At 72.1% G+C, this 22,691-nt stretch carries 17 protein-coding genes and 4 pseudogenes; 14 read left to right on the top strand and 7 right to left on the bottom strand.

Features of this window, described 5'->3' with window-relative positions:
- Positions 1–112 precede the first annotated feature (112 nt).
- Entirely contained in the window at positions 113–817 is a 705-nt protein-coding gene (locus CCN72_RS28785; RefSeq protein ID WP_232984275.1) for a TetR/AcrR family transcriptional regulator, read from the bottom strand.
- 135 nt (positions 818–952) lie between these two features.
- Here CCN72_RS28785 and CCN72_RS28780 point away from each other — a divergent pair, with 135 nt between their 5' ends.
- Positions 953–2,440 (top strand): APC family permease, encoded by a 1,488-nt coding sequence (locus CCN72_RS28780; protein WP_086810844.1) that lies wholly within the window; start codon positions 953–955, stop codon positions 2,438–2,440.
- 74 nt (positions 2,441–2,514) lie between these two features.
- On the top strand, positions 2,515–4,161 hold the full coding sequence (locus CCN72_RS28775) for an amidohydrolase (RefSeq protein ID WP_086810843.1): 1,647 nt from the start codon (positions 2,515–2,517) through the stop codon (positions 4,159–4,161).
- A 167-nt stretch (positions 4,162–4,328) separates the two neighbouring features.
- Here CCN72_RS28775 and CCN72_RS28770 read toward each other — a convergent pair.
- A pseudogene (locus CCN72_RS28770) lies at positions 4,329–4,825 on the bottom strand (5-oxoprolinase subunit C family protein); the annotation flags it as partial.
- Here CCN72_RS28770 and CCN72_RS38290 point away from each other — a divergent pair.
- Positions 4,784–4,903 (top strand): annotated as a pseudogene (locus CCN72_RS38290) (DUF2891 domain-containing protein); the annotation flags it as partial. The pseudogenes CCN72_RS28770 and CCN72_RS38290 overlap by 42 nt on opposite strands.
- A 243-nt stretch (positions 4,904–5,146) precedes the next feature.
- Here CCN72_RS38290 and CCN72_RS41580 read toward each other — a convergent pair.
- The 3 genes and pseudogenes from CCN72_RS41580 to CCN72_RS28760 form a co-directional block, all read right to left on the bottom strand.
- Positions 5,147–5,371 (bottom strand): cation:dicarboxylate symporter family transporter, encoded by a 225-nt coding sequence (locus CCN72_RS41580; RefSeq protein WP_341868898.1) that lies wholly within the window; start codon positions 5,369–5,371, stop codon positions 5,147–5,149.
- Positions 5,372–5,462: 91 nt separating this feature from the next.
- Positions 5,463–5,969: pseudogene (locus tag CCN72_RS41575) on the bottom strand (cation:dicarboxylate symporter family transporter); the annotation flags it as partial.
- A gap of 214 nt (positions 5,970–6,183) precedes the next feature.
- Positions 6,184–7,707, bottom strand: coding sequence for a class I adenylate-forming enzyme family protein (locus CCN72_RS28760; protein WP_244174512.1), 1,524 nt, complete (start codon positions 7,705–7,707; stop codon positions 6,184–6,186).
- A 239-nt stretch (positions 7,708–7,946) separates the two neighbouring features.
- Here CCN72_RS28760 and CCN72_RS28755 point away from each other — a divergent pair, with 239 nt between their 5' ends.
- The 8 genes from CCN72_RS28755 to CCN72_RS28715 all read left to right on the top strand — a co-directional run bounded on the left by CCN72_RS28755 (position 7,947) and on the right by CCN72_RS28715 (position 18,963).
- Positions 7,947–9,572: an NAD(P)-binding domain-containing protein gene (locus CCN72_RS28755; RefSeq protein WP_086810840.1), complete on the top strand. Its 1,626-nt coding sequence runs from the start codon at positions 7,947–7,949 to the stop codon at positions 9,570–9,572.
- Entirely contained in the window at positions 9,569–10,696 is a 1,128-nt protein-coding gene (locus CCN72_RS28750) for an alpha-hydroxy acid oxidase (RefSeq protein ID WP_086810839.1), read from the top strand. The genes CCN72_RS28755 and CCN72_RS28750 overlap by 4 nt, the downstream gene beginning before the upstream one ends.
- Entirely contained in the window at positions 10,690–12,150 is a 1,461-nt protein-coding gene (locus CCN72_RS28745; RefSeq protein ID WP_086810837.1) for a cytochrome P450, read from the top strand. Before CCN72_RS28750 ends, CCN72_RS28745 begins: the two co-directional genes overlap by 7 nt.
- Before the next feature lie 87 nt (positions 12,151–12,237).
- On the top strand, positions 12,238–13,506 hold the full coding sequence (locus CCN72_RS28740) for a cation:proton antiporter (protein ID WP_086810836.1): 1,269 nt from the start codon (positions 12,238–12,240) through the stop codon (positions 13,504–13,506).
- Positions 13,507–14,463: 957 nt separating this feature from the next.
- Positions 14,464–15,906 (top strand): prenyltransferase/squalene oxidase repeat-containing protein, encoded by a 1,443-nt coding sequence (locus CCN72_RS28730; protein WP_158101430.1) that lies wholly within the window; start codon positions 14,464–14,466, stop codon positions 15,904–15,906.
- The gene (gene uppS / locus CCN72_RS28725; RefSeq protein ID WP_232984265.1) at positions 15,903–16,589 is read left to right on the top strand and encodes a polyprenyl diphosphate synthase; all 687 of its coding nucleotides are present in this window, start codon (positions 15,903–15,905) and stop codon (positions 16,587–16,589) included. Before CCN72_RS28730 ends, uppS begins: the two co-directional genes overlap by 4 nt.
- Complete coding sequence (locus tag CCN72_RS28720; protein WP_086810830.1) at positions 16,586–17,572, top strand: terpene synthase family protein; 987 nt, start codon at positions 16,586–16,588, stop codon at positions 17,570–17,572. The genes uppS and CCN72_RS28720 overlap by 4 nt, the downstream gene beginning before the upstream one ends.
- Positions 17,573–17,577: 5 nt before the next feature.
- Positions 17,578–18,963 carry a protoporphyrinogen/coproporphyrinogen oxidase gene (locus CCN72_RS28715; RefSeq protein ID WP_158101429.1) on the top strand — a complete coding sequence of 462 codons (1,386 nt, stop codon included), beginning with the start codon at positions 17,578–17,580 and terminating at the stop codon, positions 18,961–18,963.
- 362 nt (positions 18,964–19,325) lie between these two features.
- On the opposite strand, the gene CCN72_RS28710 is transcribed toward CCN72_RS28715, so the two are convergent.
- Complete coding sequence (locus tag CCN72_RS28710; protein ID WP_086810829.1) at positions 19,326–19,772, bottom strand: winged helix-turn-helix transcriptional regulator; 447 nt, start codon at positions 19,770–19,772, stop codon at positions 19,326–19,328.
- Positions 19,773–19,873: 101 nt separating this feature from the next.
- On the opposite strand from CCN72_RS28710, the gene CCN72_RS28705 reads away from it, so the two are divergent.
- The 3 genes from CCN72_RS28705 (at position 19,874) to CCN72_RS28695 (ending at position 22,118) form a co-directional block, all read left to right on the top strand.
- On the top strand, positions 19,874–20,725 hold the full coding sequence (locus CCN72_RS28705) for an alpha/beta fold hydrolase (protein WP_167408727.1): 852 nt from the start codon (positions 19,874–19,876) through the stop codon (positions 20,723–20,725).
- 113 nt (positions 20,726–20,838) lie between these two features.
- Complete coding sequence (locus tag CCN72_RS28700) at positions 20,839–21,270, top strand: Rrf2 family transcriptional regulator (protein WP_086810825.1); 432 nt, start codon at positions 20,839–20,841, stop codon at positions 21,268–21,270.
- 95 nt (positions 21,271–21,365) lie between these two features.
- The gene (locus tag CCN72_RS28695; RefSeq protein WP_086810823.1) at positions 21,366–22,118 is read left to right on the top strand and encodes an SDR family NAD(P)-dependent oxidoreductase; all 753 of its coding nucleotides are present in this window, start codon (positions 21,366–21,368) and stop codon (positions 22,116–22,118) included.
- A 153-nt stretch (positions 22,119–22,271) separates the two neighbouring features.
- On the opposite strand, the pseudogene CCN72_RS28690 reads toward CCN72_RS28695, so the two are convergent.
- Positions 22,272–22,691 (bottom strand): annotated as a pseudogene (locus CCN72_RS28690) (MFS transporter); the annotation flags it as partial.

Below are 22,691 nucleotides of genomic sequence, written 5' to 3'. Positions count from 1 at the left end.
GCCCCGGACGCCCACCCGGATCGAAGAGCCGCCGACCTGCACCCCGCCACGACGTGGGACGAGTCCTCGCCGGTAGCGAGCCGAACCACGACGAACGAGTTGAACGACAAGCTCAGGGCGTGCCCCCGGGCGCCGCCGCTCCCAGCGCGTTCAGGAGCAGTTCCAGTGCCGTCTCGAACGAGCTGCCCGCCATCAGGGGCAACTCCGCGCGTACCGCGCCCAGGTTCGGGTGGTCGGCGTCGGGCAGTTCGGCGTAGGCGCCGGTCCAGGCCCGGTCGTCGGCCTCGCGGCGCTCCGGCGGGAGCGCCAGGTGGGCGGCGTCGAGGGCCGCGTGGCCCAGCACGGTGTCCACGAACGCCGAATAGTGGCGCACGGCGTCGGCGTCGCCGAACCCGGCCCGGCGCAGCAGCCCGATCCCCGCGTCCACGGCTCTGACCTCGTGAGGTCGCCGCGTCACCCGGTACGCGGCGAGCGCGGCCACCCGCGGCTGCTCCCGGTAGCCGCGGTGGATCCGCAGCGCCATCTCGCGCAGCGCGTCCCGCCACGGCATGCGGTCGGGCTCGAACCCGGCCATCGCGTCCCCGATGATCCGGTCGGCGACGGCCAGCAGCAGGTCGTCGGTGTTGTGGAAGTACCGGTACAGCGCACTCGGATCGCAGCCGAGCGCGGCGCCCAGCCGCCGCACGCTCAGCGCGTCCGGGCCGTGCTGCCCGACGAGCCGCAGCGCGCAGTCGACGATCACGTCCTCGGACAGCAGCACCCCCGACCTGGTCGGTCTGCGCCGTCGCCGCTCCGCCGGAATCCGCCCATCCGTCACCGTACGCGCCCCTTCTCCCGGATCTGAACCGTTCCGTGAACGCCTTATGTCAACACCATTGACGCAATGTTGACAAGGCCGGTTTGATCGCAGCCTCCCCCGCACCTCCCGTTCTCCGGCTCCAGGAGTCTGCCCATGAGAAGTGAACCTCCCGTCCTGCGGCGTTCCCTGGGTGTCGTCGACGGCATCGCCATCGCGGCCTCCAGCACTGCCGCCACCACGAGTATCGGCATCGGTATGGGCTCGCTCGCCGCGTCCGTGGGCCTTCGGGCGCCGGCGATCCTGCTGGTGGCGTTCGTCCCGATCCTCGGCATCGCGACGGCGTACGCCCGGCTCAACCGGCACGAGCGGAACATGGGCAGCGGCTACGTCTGGGTCGGTCGCTCGCTCGGTCCCTGGCTCGGCTTCCTCACCGGCTGGGTCACGCTGGTCGGCACCCTGATCTTCATGGCGTACACGAGCGCGGTGACCGGCTCGGTGTTCCTCCAGTTCGCGAACAAGGCCCAGCTGCACTCGGTCGGCGGGCTGCGCCTCGACCCGAACTCGACGGCGCTGTCCACCCTGGCCGGCCTGGTGGTGCTGGCGGCCGTCACGGTCACCGCCGTCACCGGGGTGCGCAAGGCGACCCGGTTCCAGGCGTGGCTGCTGGTCTTCGAGTACGCGGTGCTGCTCGGCTACTGCGGCTGGGCGATGGCCACCGGCACGCACGCTTTCTCCTGGTCGTGGCTGAACCCGTTCGCCATGCACGACGGCACCGGCTTCGCCCAGGGCCTGGTCCTCGCGGTGTTCTTCTTCTGGGGCTGGGACGCGGCGTTCAGCGTCACCGAGGAGACCCACGACGTACGGGACGCGGGCCGCGGCGGATTCATCGCGCTGTTCACCATGCTGGCGCTGTTCCTGTACGGGTCCGTGGCCTTCCAGCGGGAGATGTCGCTGCCCGAGCTTCTGGAGCAGGGACCGCAGGCCCTCACCTACCTCGGCGTGAAGCTCGCGGACGAGCCGTGGGCGAGTCTGCCGCTGCTGGCGCTGCTGTTCTCGGCGGTGGCGTCGCTGCAGTCCAGCGTGATCCCGACGGCGCGCGGGCTGCTGGCGATGGGCCGCGACCGCACGATGGGCCGGGTGTGGACGCGGGTCAGCCCGCGCTACGGCTCCCCGGCGGTCGGCACCGTCCTCGTCACGTCGATCTCTGCGGCCGTGGCGCTGCTGGCGCTCGCCATCCCCAAGCTGAACGAGATGATCCTCGCGGCCGTGAACTCGATCGGCCTCGTGGTCGCCCTGTACTACGGCCTGACCGCGCTCGCCTGCGCGGTGCGCTTCCGAGGCATGCTGCGCACGGCGCCCGGCGAGGCACTGCGGGCGGTCGTCGCGCCCGGTGTGAGCGGGCTCGCGCTGCTGGGCATCGGCTGCTACCTCGGCCGGGACTACGCGACGATGAGCGACCACTTCGAACTCAGCCCGGACAACGGCTGGTTCATGCTGTCGGTGCCCGCCGCGATCGTGCTGTCGGGGCTTGTCATGGCGGCCGTCGCCAAGTACCACCGCCGCTCGCCGTACTTCGTCGCCGGGCACAGCACCGATGTCGGCGCCGGCACCGTCCCGTCGGCCGCGACCGAAGCTTCCTGACTCCCGTAGAACCCGTGGCGGCCGGGACACCGGCAGCATCCGTAAGAGCCTTACCGACGCTAGGAGTTGTCCTCATGTCCGACACCACTGCCGCTGACCTGGTCTTCACCGGCGGTCCGGTCCACACCGGTTCGCCGGCCCGGTCCCGGGCGACCACCGTGGCCGTGCGCGGCGAGCGGGTCGTCGCCGTCGGGCACGACGAGGTGCGCGAGCTGATCGGTCCGCGCACCGAGGTCGTGGACCTGGCCGGCCGGCTGCTGGTGCCGGGCTTCCAGGACGCGCACGCGCACCCCGTCGGCGGCGGCCTGGAGATGGGCCAGTGCGACCTGAGCGGGGCGGCGACCCGGGCCGAGTACCGGGAGCGGATCGCCGCGTACGCCCGGACGCACGCCGACGCCGAGTGGATCACCGGTGGCGGCTGGGCGATGGAGGTGTTCCCCGGCGGCCTGCCGACGGCGGCCGAACTGGACGAACTCGTGTCCGACCGGCCGGTCTATCTGGTCAACCGCGACCACCACGGCGCCTGGGTCAACTCCCGCGCTCTGGAGCGGGCGGGACTCGACGCCCGTACCCCTGACCCGTCCGACGGGCGGATCGAGCGGCACCCGGACGGCACGCCGACAGGCATGCTCCAGGAGGGAGCCGCCAACCTGGTGGGCCGTCTGGTCCCCCAGGTCACCCGCGAGGAGCGGGTGGCCGGGCTGCTGCGCGCCCAGCAGCTGCTGCACTCGCTCGGCATCACCGCCTGGCAGGACGCCCTCCTCGGCGAGCACGCCAACCTCACCGACCCCACCGACGCGTACCTGGCCTGCGCCGAGGACGGATCCCTCACCGCGCGGGTCGTCGGCGCGCTGTGGTGGGACCGCGCGCGCGGCACCGAGCAGATCGAGGAGTTGCTGGCCCGGCGCGCGGCGGGCACCCGGGGCCGGCTCCGCTCGACGACTGTGAAGATCATGCAGGACGGGGTCGCCGAGAACGGCACGGCGGCGCTGCTCGGCCCGTACCTGGACGGCTGCGGGTGCGTGTCCGACAACAGCGGGATCAGCTTCGTGCCGCCGGAGGACCTGAAGACGTACGTCACCGAACTGGACGCCCACGGTTTCCAGGTGCACTTCCACGCGCTGGGCGACCGCGCGGTGCGGGAGGCGCTGGACGCGGTGGAGGCGGCCCGGCGGGCCAACGGCCGTACGGAGACCCGGCCGCACCTGGCCCATCTCCAAGTGGTGCACCCGGACGACATCGGCCGGTTCCGTGAGCTGGGCGCGACGGCCAACCTCCAGCCGCTGTGGGCGGCGCACGAGCCGCAGATGGATGAGCTGACCATCCCGTTCCTGGGCGCGGAGCGGGCGTCGTGGCAGTACCCGTTCGGGGCGCTCCTGCGGTCGGGGGCGACGCTCGCGGCGGGCAGCGACTGGCCGGTGAGCAGCCCCGATCCGCTCCAGGGCATCCACGTGGCGGTGAATCGGGTGGCACCGGAGGCGCCCGCGGGTACGCCGGTCTTCCTGCCCGGGGAGCGCATCGGGCTGCACGACGCGCTGACCGCGTACACGGCCGGTAGCGCCTACGTGAACCACCTCGACCACGAGACGGGCGCGATCGCCGAGGGGTACCTGGCGGATCTGGTGGTACTCGACCGTGATCCGTTCGCCGGGCCGCCCGAGGAAATCGGTGCGACGCGGGTGGAGCAGACCTTCGTGGGCGGGCGCCGGGTGTTCGGCTGAGTCAGGCGTCCGTGGTGCGACGGAAGCCGTAGTTTTCGGCCGCGGTTGATGCGCGGCAGTCGAGGGCTTCGCCTGCGAACGCGCGGTGACGCGGTAGTGGTACGGCATTTAGTCACGCAGGCCGACGTGCCCGCGCCGGGTGTCCACGCCGGGCCGGGGCGCGGTCGTCACCCGGGCGTGAACCGCACCGGCGTCCCGGCCGGGGCCTGGGCGGCCGATGCCAGGCCGGGTTCCGTGACGACCCCGATCACCGGATACCCGCCGGTCGTCGGATGGTCATTCAGGAAGACGACCGGGCGTCCGTCCGGAGGGACCTGCACCGACCCGGGCACCATGCCCTCGCTGGGCAGTTCACCGGGCCTCGCCCGCTCCAGTGGGGGCCCCTCGGTGCGCAGGCCGACGCGGTACGTCGCCGAGAAGAGGGTGCGCAGCGCGGCCGCGGTGAACCAGCCGGCGCGGGGCCCGGGGCCCAGGGGCAAAACAAGTTCGGCGGGCGGGGCCGGCCAGAGTGCCGCGCCGGGCACCGCCGTCCGCCCGGCGGGGGCGCCCAGGGGAGGACGTCGCCGACGTGCAGGGGCTCCGGGCCGAGCCCGGAGAGCAGGTCGGTCGAGCGGCTGCCGAGGCCGACGCACACCTCGCCGCGGGTCTGCCCGCCGTGGAACGCGGCGACTTCACCACCGACCACTGGCCGGCCACCTTCGCCGTGCCGGCGCTCGACGAGCCGGACCCTGTCAAGGCCTGACAGCGGCCAAACGGTCCGGGCGGCCGTATCTGGACACGGGGTGCCCCGGCAAGGGGCTGGGATCACACGCGTCGAACGTGAACCGATTCGGGCCAGCGGCGAGTGAGGCGGGCGGGGCGGCAGTAGGAGCGAGGCCGGGGGGGTAGGGCCTCTCGCCACGCAGGACGGACCTGGCCCGATCCTCGTCGAGGTCGCCGGCGCCCGCGCGCGGCGGCCGCGTGCAGCACGGCGGCCGCGACCGGGTCAGCGCCCGTCCTCCCAGCGGGCGACGGCCAGGGTGGCGACGCCGTTGCCGGCCAGGCTGGTCAGGGAGCGGGCTTTGGACATGAACTGGTCGACACCGAAGATCAGCGCGAGGGCGCCGACCGGGGCGGGCGGGACAGTGCCGAGAGTGGCGGCCAAGGCGGTGAAGCTGGAGCCGGTGACACCTGCGGCGCCCTCGGAGGTGAGCAGTGTGACGACGAGCATGGCCAGCCGCTGGGTGAATCACGGTTCCGAGGACGGCCAGGGCGAGGAAGGAGGGAGTGCCCAGGCCGTAGTGTCCGATGGTGAAGGCCATCGAGCCGAACGCGCCGACGGGGGCGAGCCGCATGATCCAGCGGATGAGCGTGAACAGGACCGTGGAGGACTTCTCGATGCCCCGGGCGATGCTCGGGCCGGCCTCCCCGCCGGCGTGCAGGCCGAGGCCGATGAGAGCCGACGCCAGCAGCACCGCCAGGATCTGGTTGCCGGTCAGGGCGCTGACCAGGGTGGCCGGGACGATGGCCGGGAGGAAATCGGCGAAACCCTCGTCGTGGGCCGTGGCCGCCTCCGGCGGCAGGCCCTTGTCGGACAGGGCCGAAGCATCGACGTGCAGACCGTTGCCCGGCTGGACGACGTTGACGACGTTGACGACGACCAGGCCGACCACCATGGCCACGGTGGTCAGCACCTCGAAGTAGACCAGAGGCTTCAGGCTCACCCGGCTGGCCGCGCGGCTCACCGCACGTCGCCCGGCCGGAAGGGGGATTGGGGCTTCCTTCGGACCGCCGGTCCACAGCTTTCCGCACGGAAGCCGCCCATCCATGCCGGTGGCGGCCACCGTCACGCACAACCAGTACGTCTCCGGGCCCGCGGCGTGCGCAGGTCGCCGCGCGCGGCGAGGCGGCAGGGGGGTAAGACCCGGCCGCGGCCCGTCGGCCGGTCCCTGCCCGTCGTGGCGGGCGGTGTCGCGGTCCGTCACGGCGGGGAGGGCCGTGCCGGGTGACTCGCGGCCGCCCGCCCTTGCGGCGCGGGTCCGTTCAGGGCCGGGTCAGCAGAGCGCGCAGTGCGGCCTTGTCGGGCTTGCCGCTCGCTGCGACGGGGACGTCGGTGAGGGTGCTGACGCCCGCCGGGACGGCGGCCTCGCCCAGAGTCCGTGCCACCAGTTCGAGCAGGGCCGCCTCCTGCGGCACGCGGCCCGGTTGCGGGACCACGAACGCGTGGATGGCCTCGCCCGTCCGCTCGTCCGGGATCCCGACGACGTATGCCTGGTCCACGTCGGGGTGGGAGGCGAGGACGCGCTCGATGGGGCCCGCGTAGTGCACGACGGCGTTGACGATGACGACGTCGCGCGTGCGTCCGGTCAGCCGGAGGTATCCGCCCGCGTCGAGCCGGCCGAGGTCGCGGGTGCGGACCCAGCCGTCGCGCAGGACGTCCCCGGTCTCCCGTGGGTCCTCCCAGTAGCCGCAGAACGCGTCCGCCGTCCGCACCCACACCTCGCCCGTGCTGCCCTCCGGGACGTCGCGGCCGTCCAAGTCCCGCACGGTCATCTCGACCGTGTCGAGCGGGCGTCCCACCGTGTCGGCGAGGCGGGGGTCGGCGGCGAGTTCCTCGGGTTCGAGGAGGGTGAGCATGCCCGTCTCGGTCTGTCCGTAGGCGTGGCAGGCCACGGGTCCGAGCAGTTCGGCCGCCTCGGTCAGCCGGTGCGGGGCAAGAGGGGATCCGGCCACGACGAGGGCGCGCAGGCTGCTGGTGTCCGCGCCCGTGTCGCGCACGGCGTCGAGAATGCCGTACAGGCGCGGCACCGTGGTCATGCAGGCGGTGACGCGCAGCTCGGCGAAGACGCCGGGGAAGACCGGGGGCTGGTCCGGTATGACCGCGGTGCCCCCGGCCAGCAGGGCGAGGCCCACGTGCTCGAACATGACGGCGCTGGCGAGGGTGCCGAAGAGCAGGAACCGTTCGTAGCGCGCCGCGAGGCGCCGGACGCGGTCGGTCCAGCGGGCGGGCTGAAGGGCCCAGTGCTCCGAGAGGGCCCCGTAGGTCACCATCGTGCCCTTGGGCCGGCCGGTGCTGCCGCTGGTGAGGTGGATGACGCCGACGCCGTCGCGGTCGCCGCGGGGGGTGAGGTCGCCGGGTGCGGCGGTGAAGCCCTTCGGGGGCCGCAGCGCGCCGCCGGTCTCCAGGAGTCGTGACCGGCCTGCCGCGGCGGCCAGTTCGGGGCGGCTCCCGGCGTCGTCCGTCACCACGGCGTCGATGTCGCGGGCGAGGATGTCGCGCAGGTGCTCACGGGTCAGTCCGGGGCGCAGCCCGATCACCTGGCAGCCGACGAGGTGGGCAGCGACGCGCACCGCGAACGCCTCCGGTGTGACGCCTGTGTCGAGGGCCACGCGGGCTCCGGGAGCCAGGCCGGCGGTACGCATCCCCCGGACGAAGCCGGCGGTCAGGTCGAGCATCTCTCCGCGGGTGACCGTGCGTGCCCCGTGCTCGAAGGCGGGCAGGTCGGAGGCGCCGCGGAAGGCGTCGACGAACGCCTGCGGAAAGAGCCCCCCGGGCTTTTCGTCCACTTCGTCTCCATTCTGGACCGGAAGCATCCGACATAAAGGCGGCGTGACCGTCCGGAAAGCGACCATGCCGAACGGCGAAATGTACTCACCCGGACCGCCGAACACGCCTCACGTTAATCCAAGGAAGTAATTCAACGACCAGGGGGGCAAGTGACCTACGTCACACAGAGGCGGTCTGGCTCAATGCTTTAACCATCAAGTAAGGTCCTTTCCGCCCCCACGGAAGGCAGGACGAACCCATGTCTGCTTTAACGCAGGTCGACTATCTCGTCATCGGCGGCGGGCCCGCGGGCCTCCAGGCCGGATACTTCCTGGAAAAGAACGGCCGGGATTACCTCATCGTGGAGCAGAGCGACACTCCAGGCGCCTTCTTCACGCGTTTTCCCCGACACAGAACGCTCATCTCGTCCAACAAGGTGCACACCGGCTGGAGCGATCCGGAAATGCGCCTGCGCGTCGACTGGAACTCCCTCCTCTCGGACGACGGACCGATCTTCACCGCCTACTCCCCGCGCTACTTCCCGTCGGCCGACGACATGGTCCGCTATCTGGCGGACTTCGCGCGGACCCAGGCGCTGCGCATCCGCCTCGACACCCGGGTCACCCGCGTCACCCGACCCACGGACGGCCTCTTCACGGTGACGGACCAGAATGGCAACGTTATCCGGGCGCGTCGGATCATCGTCGCCACGGGCGTCTCCCGGCCGTACGTGCCGGCCATCAAGGGCGTCGAGGAGGCCGAACGCTACGACACGGTGACCGTCGACCCCGCGGACTTCACCGACCAGCGCGTTCTCGTCATCGGGCGCGGCAATTCCGCCTTCGAGACCGCCGACAATCTCATCGAGACTGCCGCCGTCATCCACGTCGCCGGGCCCGGCTCCCTCAAACTCGCCTGGCGGACACACTTCGTCGGGCATCTCCGCGCGGTCAACAACAATTTCCTCGACACCTATCAACTGAAATCGCAGAATGCCGTCCTGGACGGCGACATCCTGCGCATAGCACGACAGCCGGACGGCACTTATCTGGTGAGCGTCAGGTTCGCACGCGTCGAGGAAGTAGTGAAGGACATCCCGTACGACCGGGTGATCCTGGCCACCGGATTCCGCTTCGATGCCTCGATGTTTGACGACGACTGCCGTCCCGGACTCGTCATCAAGGACCGATTCCCGCAGCTCACCAGCGCGTGGGAATCCGTGAACGTACCCGATCTGTATTTCGCCGGTACCATCACCCAGTCCCGCGACTTCAAGAAGTCCACCAGTGGTTTCATCCACGGCTTTCGGTACGGGGTGAAGTCGCTCAGCCGCATACTCGAACGCCGTTACCACGACCGGGACTGGCCGCACATCGACGTGCCCGCCGATGCGGACGCGGTGGGTGACGCGATCGTCGCGCGAGTCAATCGCACCTCCGCCCTGTGGCAGATGTTCGGGTTCCTCGGCGACGCGGTGCTGCTCGGCACCGACGGCGGGGCCCGGTACTGCGAGGAGGTCCCGGTGGCGCATCTCCACGAGGCCGCCGCCCGGGGCGAGTTCGGGGACCTGGCCGGCTACTTCGCCGTCACCCTGGAGTACGGCGCCGACCACGACCAGGTCGACCCCTTCGACGTCACCGTCACAAGGACGCCCCAGCGGGACACCGGTGGCCTCGACGCACGCTATCTCCACCCCGTGGTACGGCAGTTCCTGCCGGACGGCACCGGAAAGCCGGTCGCGGAGCACCACCTCACGGAGAATCTGGAGAACGAGTGGGACGACCCCGACGTCCACGTCGGCCCGCTCGCCTCCTTCCTCGCCTCCCGGCTGTCCGCCGGGGACGGCCTTCCGGCCGGCGGATCGTCCGCCGCGCCCAGGCCGTGACCGGCCCGCGGACGGGCCCGGCGTACGATCCGGCCGCACTGGCACGCCGGGCCCGTGCGGAACTGCGGCCGGAGCACTACGACTTCATCGCCGGTGGGGCGGGCGAGGAGAGGGCGCTGCGGGAGAACGCGGACGCGTTCGCCCGGCTGGCCCTGCTCCCCCGAGTGCTGCGCGGCGGCAGCCCCGGCTCCGGCACCCGCGTGGGTGTGCTGGGCCGGGAGTGGCCTGCGCCGCTCTTCGTCTCGCCGACCGCCTTCCATCGTCTCGCGCATCCCGACGGCGAACTGGCCACTGCCCGTGCCGCCGCCGCGACCGGGACCCCGCTGGTCACCGGCATGGCCGCCACCACCGCCGTCGCGGACGTGGTCGCCGCGGCCCGCGCGCGGGACCCGGAGGCCGTCGTCTGGTTCCAGCTGTACCTCCAGCCGGAACACGAGGTCACCGCCGAACTCGTGCGCCGGGCCGAGCGGGCGGGCTGCTCCGCCCTCGTGGTCACCGTCGACTCCCCCGTTTTCGGGAGCCGAACCCGGGACCTGCGCAACGGCTTCCACGACCTGCCGCCCGGTCTCGCGGCCGAGAACATGCGGGACCTGCCCGGTGCCGCGCCCGGCGCCACCCGGGACATCGCCATGTGGCCGGCGGGCTGGGACGATCTGCGGCGGCTGCGCGACCTGACCGATCTGCCCCTCGTCCTCAAGGGCGTGCTGCATCCGGCGGACGCGCGGGCGGCGGTCGAGCAGGGCGTGGACGCGCTGCTCGTGTCCAACCACGGGGGACGCCAGCTCGACGCCGCTCCGGCGGCGGTCGAGGCGCTCCCGGCCGTCGCCGAGGCCGTCGCGGGACGGATACCGGTCCTCATGGACGGCGGGGTGCGCCGCGGCACCGACATCGCGCTCGCCCTCGCTCTGGGAGCGGTCGCTGCCGGGGTGGGGCGGCCGGTGCTGTGGGCGCTGGCGACGGCCGGCGAGGACGGGGTGACGGAGTTGCTCAGCGCGCTGCGCGCGGACTTCGCCCAGGTGCTCGCCCTGTGCGGCGGGCACCGGCCCGCAGACCTCACGGCCGACCAGGTCGTCGCGCGCGGGCTCCCGCACCACCGGCCGAAGGAAGGAGAACCACCATGGTGAGCCGAAGAACGACGGCGGTGACGGCCCTGGGCGGCGCACTGCTGCTGTCCCTGCCCGCCTGGCTGCCCGGCCGGGTCGTCGCCCTGCGGACGCGGGTCTTCGCCCGTGTCAACGGCGACGAGGGCATACCGCTGCCCAGCGCCGTCTTCGGCGCCGACCGCTTCCAGGAGGTCTACGGCCACCCCGCCGCCGGGGGCCGCAGCAAGGGCGCGGCACTGTCCGACCTGTTCTGGTACTGGCTCGCGCCCGGCGCCGACGTCCACCAGGAGCATCTGGAGGCCGGTCCCCGCTACGACGAGGTGGCCCGGCGGACGCTCGCCATCCTCTCCGGCCCGTCGGCCGAGCTGTACGCCGCTGCGGCGAGGGCCACCCGGCGCATCCTGGAGACGGCGGACACCGGCCGGATCCGGTCCGTGCGGCTGCGCGACCTGATGATGCCGGTGTGGGCCGAGTTCTTCTACGAACTGGTCTTCCGGGAGCCCTGCCCGGCCGAGGCCCGGCGCCTGATCGTCGCCAACGCCACCGATGTGGTCGACGCCCTCAAGTGCACCCGGCCGCGCCACATGTGGCGCAGGAACCGGCTGACCCGCTATCTGCTGCGCCGACTCGCCGCCGGTGACGTACCGCACGAATTGCCCGGCTCGCTGACTCGCCGCCAGCAGGCGTTCTATCTGCAGGGCACCTTCTTCAACACCGCCGTGGTCCAGATGTCCGAGGCGATGGCCCATCTCCTGCTGGCCCTGGCCCAGCACCCGGACGTACAGCGGAAGGTGGCGGACGCGCCCGACGACGACCGCTACCTGTCGTACGTCATGAACGAGATGTTCCGGCTGTTCCCGCTGTTCGGGGTGGCCCACCGCATCACCACCGCCGAGATCGTGCTCGACGGCCTGCCCACGATCCCGGCGGGCTCCGTCCTCACCTTCAGCTACTCCGACTACCATGCCACCGGCCACACCGATCCCGAGCGTTTCGAACCGGAGCGCTGGGCGACGCTGTCCGCGAAGAACGCCCACCACATCCCCTTCGGCGTCGCCACCAACCGACCCTGTCCCGCCTGGCGTCTCGCACCGGTCGTGATGCGCGCCGCGACCAGGGAGGTGCTGGCCCGCCACGTGCTGGACTCACCGGTCGGGCACACCCGTTCCATCCCCCACCGCGCCCCCTGTCTGCTGCTGCCCCGCGAGCGGCCCGTCTCCCGGGCCACCAGGCTCGCGCTGCGCACGGCATTGGCCGTTCGCGACCGGGCCGAGGACGTAGGACGCAGCCTGCTGCAACTGGTCCTCGGGACCTGGATGGTGCTGGACGCCCGCCGCACCAGGCCCGCCACCACGTACTTCGCCCGGTACGACACCGAGGGCCGCCCGCTGGGCGCCGGCCACGCCGCGCCGGGCACCGGATCGGGACGGGAACACGGCGCCACGGCCTGCCCGTACCCGGACCGCAGGGCATGAAGGCGTCATCCTCACCGGCCCTCGTGGACCTCCGCTCCGCACGGGCCTCCATGGGTCTCCACAGGTCTCCTCCACCGGGAGTCATCGTTGTCCACCACCGAGATGGGCCCGGCGTTCTTCCTGGCCGTGGCCGTCATCCTCACCGTCTGCCGTCTCGTCAGTCTGCTCCTGCGCCGCCTCGGCCAGCCGCCCGTGGTCGGGGAGATGGTCGCCGGGGTGGCCCTCGGGCCGTCCGTTCTCGGCCTTCTCTCCCCCGGCCTGGAGAAATCCCTGTTCCCGGACGAGATGCGGCCCGTGCTGTACGTGGCCGGTCAGGTCGGCCTCGTCGTCTTCATGTTCCTGTCCGGCTACGAGTTCCGGACCGACCGGCTGCGGTCGGTGGGCCGCACGGCGGTCTCCGTCTCGGCGGCCGGCATCGTGGTGCCCCTCCTGCTCGGCTCCGGGCTGGCCTGGTCGGCGCACGGCGCGGTGGACCTCTATCCGGACGGTGTCCCGCGCACGGTGGGCGCGCTGTTCGTCGGGGTCACCGTGGCCATCACCGCGTTCCCGATGCTGGCCCGGATCATCACCGAACGCGGCCTGACCGACACCCGTTTCGGCTCGGTCGCGCTGACCTCCGGCGCGCTGGACGACGCCGTGGCATGGTTGCTGCTGGCGATGGTGCTGAGCATGGCGGGCGGCAACGCGGACACCTTCCTGCTGGCCGTGGGCGGCGTGGTCGGACTCGCCGTGTTCCTCGGCGTCTTCCTCCGCGTCCGGGCCAGGGCCCTGGAGCGGGCGCGACGGCTGACCGAGGAGCACATGCTGCTGGTGACCGTGCTCCTGCTGTTCCTCGCCGCCTGGTACACCGACCGCATCGGCCTGTACGCCGTGTTCGGCGCCTTCAGCCTCGGCATGACCTTTCCTCGCGACCCGGTGGTGACCCGCGCCGTGGCGGCCATCGCACCGGTCAGCCGTATCGTGTTCCTGCCCCTGTTCTTCACCTACTCGGGGCTCAACACGGACTTCACGCTGCTGTCCGGCAGCGGTCTGATCCTCTTCACCGTCGCCTGCGTGGCGGTGGCGATCATCGGCAAATTCGGTGCGTGCTGGGCGGCGGCGCGGATGCTGGGCGAACCGCCGGAGATCGCCCTGCGGGTGGGCGCGCTGATGAACGCGCGCGGACTGATGCAGCTCATCGCCATCAACGTCGGCCTCAGCGCGGGCATCGCCTCGCCGGCCCTCTTCGGCGTCCTCGTCATCGTCGCCCTGGTCACCACGGTGATGACCGCTCCAGTACTGACGTTCCTGGACCGGCGTCAGGCGGCTCGGCACCCGGACGAGAACCCCACGGCCGGGATGCGCCCTGCTCGGTAGCGGGGGACACCGGGCGGGGTGCCACCTGACGATCCGGGATTCCGTCGTCACTTCAGGGGATGTGGGTGGTCGGCCACGACGTCGTCTTCCACCACCGCCCGGCCCTGACCACGCGGGAGAAGGCCGGCGTGGGGATCGGCACGGAACGAGGGTGGGACGCGTACCAGTGGCCGGCGTGGAACGCCGCGTACGGCTCCGCCCGAGCGGCGATTCCGCTCCTGTACGCCAGAAGCTCCACCGAGCCCGCGGGCGACGTCTTCCTGCGGAGCTTCGATCTCGACCTCCGGTTTCGGCGGGGCTGCGGCACCTCGGCAGGCTCACGGTGCGCACGCAGCGAGTTCCCGGCCGCTGCCGGACCAGTCCATCAGACGGGTCTGGGCTGACGTGCCCGTCTTCGGGGTCCCGTCCTCGCTCGGGCGCCCGTTGCCGTCCCACGTGAAGCAGGGGTGGTCGGCCTTGGCCATGCCGGCCCGGTGGCGTGCCCGGATCCCCGTGCCGGCGAAGCGGGCCGACAACTGCCCGGCGCGCCACGCCTTCGCTCCGCCTCGTGTCCGCCGGATCAGCGGAGCAGGTCACCGGCGGCCGCGACACGGCGGCGCACGGTGCCGACGCCTCCGCTCCGGCCGCTCGGTCCCGCCTCCCCGCGGCGGCCGTTCTCCGGACGACGCCTCAGATCATGCACCCTCCGGCCCGTGTTCTCCCCCCGCGGGTACCACTTTCGGGTGAACCGGATCGACTTCGGTTCGTGGTCCTTGTTCTTGATCTCTACTGGAGAACCGCCGTCGGAATGATCAACGGAAGGACCAGTCGATGCGGATGAGGGACCGGTCGGGAGCGAGTACCTGGCCTGCCTCGAAGATGCCGCCGGGAAGCGCGTCGGCGCGTGGCCGTATGGTCGCCGCCCTGGCCGCGCGGGTGGGGCCGGACGGAGCCCTGCGGGACCCGTGTGAGAGCCGTGTGCTCGAAACGGCCTTGGCCGGGGCCTTGTTGGACCGCGTCGGCGGCCACCGGGCGGAGTCGGCGGCGATGCGGGGCTTCCTGTCGAGGGGACCACGAGCCGGCACGCCCACCACGGTGGAGCGGGCGCTGGCCCGGACCGTGCTGGAGGGCGGGACGGTCGCCGTGCCGGACCCGCTGGTCGAGGAAGTGGCTGCGGCCGCCCCGCACTTCACGGCCGGACGCAAACGGGCGCTCGTGCACGCGCTCGCCGCAGCCGTGGACGAAAGGTTTTTGCCCAGGTGGGACGGCGCGGCGTTCGACCGTTCGGGCCTGCACGCCTGGGCCGTCGTCCAGATGACCGCGAGCAAGGTGATCCTGGCGCACGCGACCGGGAACACGCACGCGGTCGACGACGAAGACGTACGGATCCTGCTCGACACCCGGCGCGGCACCGGTGTGTGGGAGGGCAATGTGCTGCTGCACCTCTCCGTGCTGCACGCCCTGTCCCGTCTTCCCGGTACGAACCGGGTGGTGGCCGATGGCGTGCGTGCGGCGCTGGAACACCAACGTGCCGACGGCGGGCTTCCGTTCGTGACCGACACCGACACCTGGGCGACCGCGACGGCGGGGATCGCCCTGGCGAGCGCGGGTGCTCCGCAGGGCGTGCTGCACCGGCTGGCCGCCCACCTGGTGAACCGTCAGCTTCCCGCAGGGGGGTGGTCGTACACCGACGCGTCCTGCCAGGCGGATGTGGACGACACCTCCGTCGCGGTGCAGTTCCTCCACATCCTGGACGCCTCTCGCTACGAAGAGTCCATCACGCGGGGGATCAGGTCGATGAACTCGGTCGCGGGAGCGGACGGCGGCTTCCCCACGTACCGCCGTGGGGCGCCCTCGGAGGCCTGCATGACCGCAGCCGTCGTCGACGCGCTGGCCCTCCGGCCCGCCGGCCACGAGGTCAGGATCCGCGAGGGGCTCGACTACCTGACGCGACTCCAGTGCGCCGACGGGTTCTTCCCGCCCGACTGGAGCAGCAGCACCCTGCACACGGTCTCCCGGGTCCTGCTGGCCGCCTCCCGCGATCCCGGCCGAAGGACGCCCGGGGTCGAGCGGATGACGCGACGCGCCCTGGGCGCCGTCCTGTCGCGCCAGAATCCCGACGGGGGCTGGGGGATGCGGGAGGGCGACGAGAGCGATGTCCTGTCCACGGCCTACGGTCTGATCGCCGTGTGCGGGCAGGACGATCCAGAACCCGCGCACGGCGCCCTCTCCTTCCTGATGGCGGCCGAGCACGACGGCCGGGTCCGGGGAGCGCTCTCCGATTCGGTCGGACCCCGGCCGTTCGTCTTCGCCGTGCCCGTCCTGGCCGACGTCTTCACCGTCCTGGCACTGGGGCATCTTGCGGGCCGGACGGCCCCGGCGCGGCTCGGGCCCGGCCGGTCGCTGGCGGTGACCCGTTGAGCGGGCCGGTTCCCCGGCACCTGGCCATCGTGCCGGACGGCAACCGGCGCTGGGCGCGTGCGCGCGGCGTTCCGGTCCGGGTGGGGTACGCGCGCGGAGCGGAGCGGACCGTCCAGGTGCTGCGGTGGTGCGAGGAGGCGGGGGTGGAAACGGTCAGCGTCTGGGCCCTGTCGCAGGAGAACATGGCGAAGCGTCCGGAACTGCCCGTCATGCTGGACGCGATCGGCACGCTCATGGAGCGGGTCCGGGCCGCGGGCCCATGGGACGTCCGGATCGTCGGGTCACCGGAGCGGCTGGCCGCCCTCGGGCTGCCCTCGCTCCCCGGCTCCCTCGCCCGGAGCCCTGAACCGGCGGACGCCGCACGGCGGTTCACGGTCAACCTGGCCGTGGCGTACGACGGCCGGGAGGAGGTCGTGGCCGCCGCACGCGCCGTACTGGCCGAGTCCGGGCCCGGGTGCCTCGACAGCGCGGCGATCGGTGCCCGCCTCGCCCGGTGGGGACTGCCCGACTGCGACCTGATCCTGCGTGCCTCGGGCGAACAGCGCCTCTCGGGCTTCCTGCTCTGGCAGAGCGCGCCCGCGGAACTGTACTTCAGCCCGGAGCTGTGGCCGGACTTCGACCGCGGGTCCTTCGACGCCATGCTCGCCTCGTTCGCCCGCCGACAGCGCAGGTTCGGGGCATGACCGGTCCGGCGGGGAACGAGGCGCGGGCGCTGGCCGCGTTCGCCCGGCACCATCTGCTCAGGCTGTCTCCGCCGGCCGGGGACCACCCCATGGCCCGGGAGCTGGAGACGGACGTACGGACCTGGGCCGAACACGCGGGTCTGACGGCCGGCGGCGGACGGGCGGGACTGGAGCGCCGGAGGATCGGCCGTCTCGTCGGCCGCTGCATGCCGGACGTGCCCTTCGCGGTGGCCCGGTTGGCGGCACGCCAGCTGGCCTGGGTGTTCCAATTCGACGACACGGTCGCCGAGGACACGCGACGGCTGGCGGCGCACCGCCGCTGGGACCCGCCCGGGGTGCTACTGACCGGGCGGCTGCCGACCGGGGCACGGTCGTGTGCGCACCTGACCGCGCTGAAGTCCTTGCGCGCGGGCATCACGGCCGCGGGCGGCACCGCGCTGCTCCCGCGGCTCGCGGAAGGACTGCGCCGGTACATGGAGAGCTGTGCGCATGAGGCCCCGTGGCGTGCTACGAGTACTCCCCCGGACCTGGAGACCTATCTGGCCGACCGGGTTCACACCTCGGGCGGCCATCCGATGTACCTGCACCTGCTGGCCCCCGGTATGCCATCGGCCGCGGAGCCGTTGCCCGCCGCCCTCACCGGCCTCGCCGAACTCGCCTTCCTGATCGGCGCGCTCGCCAACGACCTCCTCGGTCACGCCGCCGAGCACGAACGCGGAGACCCCGTGAACGCGGTCTCCGTCCTCGCCCACTCCTACGCGCTGCCCCTGCCCGAGGCGTACCGGGCCACCGTCGTGCTCCACGCGGCACACCAGCACCGTTTCGAGGCCGAACGGGCCCGTCTGGTGGACGACGTGACACTCACCGAGGCCCAGCACCGCTTCGTCCAGGCCGTCACGGGCTGGGTACGGGGCAGCGCGACGGCCGTCGAGCCGTACTGGCACCACCTTCTCGCCAACCACCCGAGCGACAGAACAGGCTGACCGCTGTGCCCACTTCGCCCACCGTCCTCGTCGTGGGGGCCGGCATCGCCGGGCTGACCGCGGCCTGGCGCCTGCAACAGGCCGGGGTGTCCGTACGCGTCCTCGAACGCGACGGCGCGCCCGGCGGCCGTATGCGCACCATCGACCACCACGGGTTCCGGATCGAGACCGGTGCCAGCATCCTCGGCCGCAACTACACCGGTATGCTCCGCCTCATCGAAGAGCTCGGTCTCACCCGCCAGTTCGGGCCCGCCAACACCCTCTGCGCGTTCCAGCGCGGCAACGCCGTCCACCGGCTGCGCACCCACGCGCGGGCCGACCTGCTGCGCACCCGTCTGATCGGCGCGCGGACCAAGGCGGCGGTGTTCCGCGCACTGCCGACCTTTCTCGCCCACCGCCGGTGTCTCGACTGGGACAGCATGGACCGCAACACCTACCTGGACGACCTCAGCGCCACCGAGTACGCGCACCGCCATCTCACTCGGGAAGCGATCGACTATCTGATCGAGCCGCTCTTCGGCGGAGGCATCGTCCTCGCCTCGCCGGACCGGCTGGCCGCCGCCGACATGCTGTTCTACACCGCGAAACTCCTCGTCCCGCACATCAACAGTCCCCAGGGGGTCGGGCTCCTCACCCGCACGCTGGCCCGCCGTGTTCCCGTGCAGCTCGACGCCCGCGTCCGCTGTGTCCGCCCGGAGGCCGAGGGCGTCTCCGTCACATGGCGGGACGCCGACGGTCGCGACCACACGGAACAGGCGGAAGCCGCCGTCGTGGCGGTACCCGCTCCCCAGGTTCCGGCTCTGCTGCCCGGCCTTCCCCGCGCGGACGGCGCCTACCTCGCCTCCGTCCCCTACTCCCGAGCCCTGATCATCTCGCTGGCGACGGAACGCCCGCCCGCGGAGAGGGCGTTCGCGCTGTTCCTCTCCCAGCGGGAGCACCCCTCGCTCGTCGGTGTCGAACTCCACCACAACAAGATCACCGGGCGGGTCGACGACGGGCGCGGGCTCATGACCCTCCATCCCCGCCAGGACTTCACGGACCGCTGGTGGGGCGCAACCGACGACATCGTCACCGAGCAGGCCGTCGCCGCCGCCGAACGTGTCTTCCCCGGCATCCGGAGCACCGTCCTGACCAGCCACGTCAGCCGCCAGGACCCCGCCCTCGTCGTCCGGCCACCCGGCGGCTACGCGGAACTGCGCGCCTTCAACGGCCGACGCGGCTCGCGGGACCCCCGTATCCAGCTCGCGGGTGACTATTTCGGCCCTTCCAGCACCTACGGCGCCCTCCGCTCCGGCGAACAGGCCACGGCCCGGCTCCTGCGCCACCTGGGGCTCCATCCCCGGGCCTCCTACCAGCCTCGGCCGGACACACGGTCATCACATTCGACGTGAGGACGGCTCTCCCGTCCGAGGTGGCGCGTTCCGCCACGGCTACGGCTCCGGACACCGACCCCGAGTACCCGGGTCGTACCCTCCCGGAGGCTGATCCCACCTGCGCCGTACGGCCGCAGCGGTACGTCTGGTCGCCGCTCTTCCGGGCGGCCATGCGCCTCCGGCCGGTCCTGGGGGCGTGTGGCTTCCGCGGGCCGCCGCTCCGGCGAGACCGACTCCCGGAGGGTCGCACGCCCGTCGGCGGCGGTGCACGAGGATCGCGGCGCGGGGTGCGGGATCGACTGCCGCGAGCGGCGCAGCGCTGTCGCCGCACGGCACGACCGGGCCGGCAGCCCACGACGAGGCGGCCGTACTCCGAACCGTCATCGCCCCGCGGTCGGCGGCTCCCACTCCTCCCGGCATGTCTGCCGGGCTTCGGCGAGCTGGTTGCTCCGGTCGATCTCCGACATGTGCGTCTCGGCCCACACCCGCAGTGCGGAGAGCGGCCCTTCGAGGGACAGGCCCAGCCCGGTGAGCCGATAGTGGACGGCGGGCGGCACGGTGGGTTCGACCCGGCGCGCGACCAGACCGTCACGGGCCAGGCTCTGCAGCGTGACCGACAGCATCTTCTGTGAGATGCCCGGAATACGGCGCCTCAGTTCCGCGAAGCGGACCTCGCCGGGTTCCTCCTCGGCCAGCACCTTGACCACCATCGACGTCCACTTGGTGCCGATGCGGTCGAGCAACCGGCGCGTCGGGCAGCGCGGATCCAGCAGATCACCGCGCGCACCGGACCGCCGACCGGGTCCGCCGGACCTCGATGTGGTCACCCGGGGCTCACCACCTGAGAGGAAAGTGCCGTCTTGGACGGCCCAGGGTAGTTCCCTAGCGTGACCCTGTCACCATTCCTCACCACCCCTGGAGTCCGCTCGTGCCCGAGCTGCGGCGCATCCCCGTCAACGGCGTCGAACTGAACGTCGCCCTCGTCGGATCAGGCCCGGCCGTCCTGCTGCTGCACGGCTTTCCGCACACCTGGGAGCTGTGGACGGACATCATGGCCGACCTGTCCGACCACTACCGCGTGATCGCGCCGGACATGCGCGGGTTCGGCGCGAGCGGCGGGACCGAATCCGGACATGACGCAGGCACCCTGGCCGGCGACGCCGCCGCGCTGCTCACCGCGCTCGACGTGTCCCCGGCCGCGGTCGTCGGGATCGACGCGGGCGCCCCGCCGGCCTTCCTCCTCGCCCTGCGTCATCCCGGTCTCGTCCGGCGCTTGGTCGTCATGGAGTCCCTGCTGGGACGGCTGCCCGGCGCCGAGGACTTCCTCGCCGACGGCCCGCCGTGGTGGTTCGGCTTCCACTCCGCCGAGCCCGGACTCGCCGAGACCGTGCTGCAAGGCCAGGAGGCCGCCTATATCGACTGGTTCCTGCGCACCGGTACGCTCGGCGACGGAGTGTCCCCCGCCGTCCGGGATGCCTTTGTCCGCGCGTACACGGGCCGGGACGCGCTGAGCCGCGCGTTCTCGTACTACCGGGCCCTGCCCGAGAGCGCAGTGCAGATCGAGCAGGCGACCACCGACGCCCGCCTGACCGTGCCGACCATGGCGCTGGGTGCCCGGCCCGTCGGCTCCGCGCTGCAACGCCAGCTCCGCCCGGTCGCCGACGACCTCGTCGGGCACGTCATCGAGGACTGCGGCCACATCATTCCGCTGCACCGGCCGCATGCCCTGCTCACGCTGCTGCGTCCGTTCCTGGCAGGCGAGGACGCGGTCACAGCGTGACATCGGCAGGAGAGCCCGGCTGTCCCCGCACACCGGTGCCGGGCCCTGGAAACGGCTCGCCCGTACCATCCCCCGGATGTAATTGTTACGGTTACATCTTGGAGGTGGTACGGGTGAGCGCCAACAGCCGGCTGACGGTAGCGACCCATGTGCTCGTGTGGATGGAGCTGTACCGGCGCCAGGGCGGCACAGTGGCCACGTCCGAGCAGATCTCCGAGAGTGTGAACACCAACCCGGTCGTGATCCGCCGCCTGCTCGGTGACCTGCGCAAGGCCGGTCTCGTCTCCTCCCGGCGCGGCGCGGGCGCGGGCTGGGTCCTGGCTCGTGACCCGGCTCGGATCAGCCTCCTGGAGGTGTACGACGCCGTCGAGTCCGGATCCCTGTTCGCCATGCACCGCACGCCGCCCAATCAGGAGTGTCCGGTCGGCCGGGGAATCCAGCCCGCGATCGGAAAGATCTACGACCGGGCAGAGGCCGCTGTGCGGCAGGAGCTCGCCGCGTCGACCCTGGCCGATGTCCTGCGTGACCTTCTCGCCGCTCACTGACCGCGGGCCGGGACCATCCGGCTCACGCGACGTCCGACCTCGCCCATAGACGTAACCGTCACAGTTACACCGTCACAGTTACAAGGAGCGAAATCATGGGACAGCTCGACAACAAGATCGCCCTCGTCACCGGCGCCTCGACCGGTATCGGCCTCGGCATAGCCGAGCGCTTCGTGAAGGAGGGCGCGACCGTCTACATCACCAGCCGCCGCGAGAGCGAACTCAAGGCCGCGGCCGAGCGGCTCGGCGACAGGGCCGTCCCGGTCCGCGGTGATGTGTCCGACCTCGACGACATCGACCGTCTCTTCGCCGAGATCCGTGACCGCTCGGGCCGTCTGGACGTCCTCGTCGCCAACGCGGGCGGCGGTGAGCTGGCACGGCTGGGGAACATCACCGAGGAGGACTACGACCGCACCTTCGCGATCAACGTCAAGGGCATCGTCTTCACCGCCCAGAAGGCGCTGCCCCTGCTGGACCGGGGAGGGTCGGTCATCCTGCTGTCCTCCACCAACGCCTCCAAGGGCGTGCCCGCCATGAGCGTCTACAGCGCGACCAAGGCGGCCATCCGCAGCCTCGCCCGCTCCTGGGCCGCGGAACTGGCCGAGCGCGGTATCCGCGTCAACGCCGTGAGCCCCGGCCCGATCGAGACCCCCGGCATCCTCGGTCTCGCGGGTGACAACCCTGCGGCCCGCCGACGGCTGGCGGACGGTTTCACCGCTCAGGTCCCGCTCGGACGGATGGGGCGCCCGGACGAGGTCGCCGCCCTCGCCCTCTTCCTGGCCGGCGACGAGAGTTCCTTCAGCACAGGCGGGGAGTTCTTCGTCGACGGCGGTCTGGCCCAGATCTGACCGCAGGGGCCCGCGCGACGGTCGGCGGACGAACAGGTCGGACCACGCCCGGAATTGATCCGATCCGGAGCCGCCGAGCAGCAGGCTCCGGGTCGCTGTCCGCGAAGATGCCCGACTGCCGGTGCGCCGTGGCCCGCCCTCGCTGAGTCGACGTCATCCTCGGGCCATGGTCCGCAGTGGCCAGCGGGCTTCGGTCAGCCAGACGAGGAGTGCCAGGGTGGGGAAGACGGCGCCGAGCAGGCAGACTCCCTTCCAGCCGTAGGCGCCGTAGACAGCACCGGCCAGCGCGGAGCCGGTGACCCCGCCGACGAAGTAGGTGCACATATAACCGGTGGTGAGCCGGCTGCGCGCTTCCGGGCGCAACCGGTAGACCTCGCTCTGGTTGGAGATATGGGTGCCCTGCACCCCCAGGTCGAGCACCAGGATCCCGGCGACCAGCCAGCCGATGCGGGAGCCACCGGCCCACCCGGCGATCCAGCTGACCGCGGTGAGCAGGATGAATCCCGCTGTGGCCACACGTCCCCAGCCCGCGTCGGCGATGCGCCCGGCCACCTGCGCACAGCCGGCGCCGGC

This window comes from Streptomyces murinus (assembly GCF_002154555.1).
GTDB classification, from domain to species: Bacteria; Actinomycetota; Actinomycetes; order Streptomycetales; family Streptomycetaceae; genus Streptomyces; species Streptomyces murinus.
The sequence above is the reverse complement of the archived record's forward strand: the minus strand, read 5'-3'. Positions and strand labels throughout refer to the sequence as shown.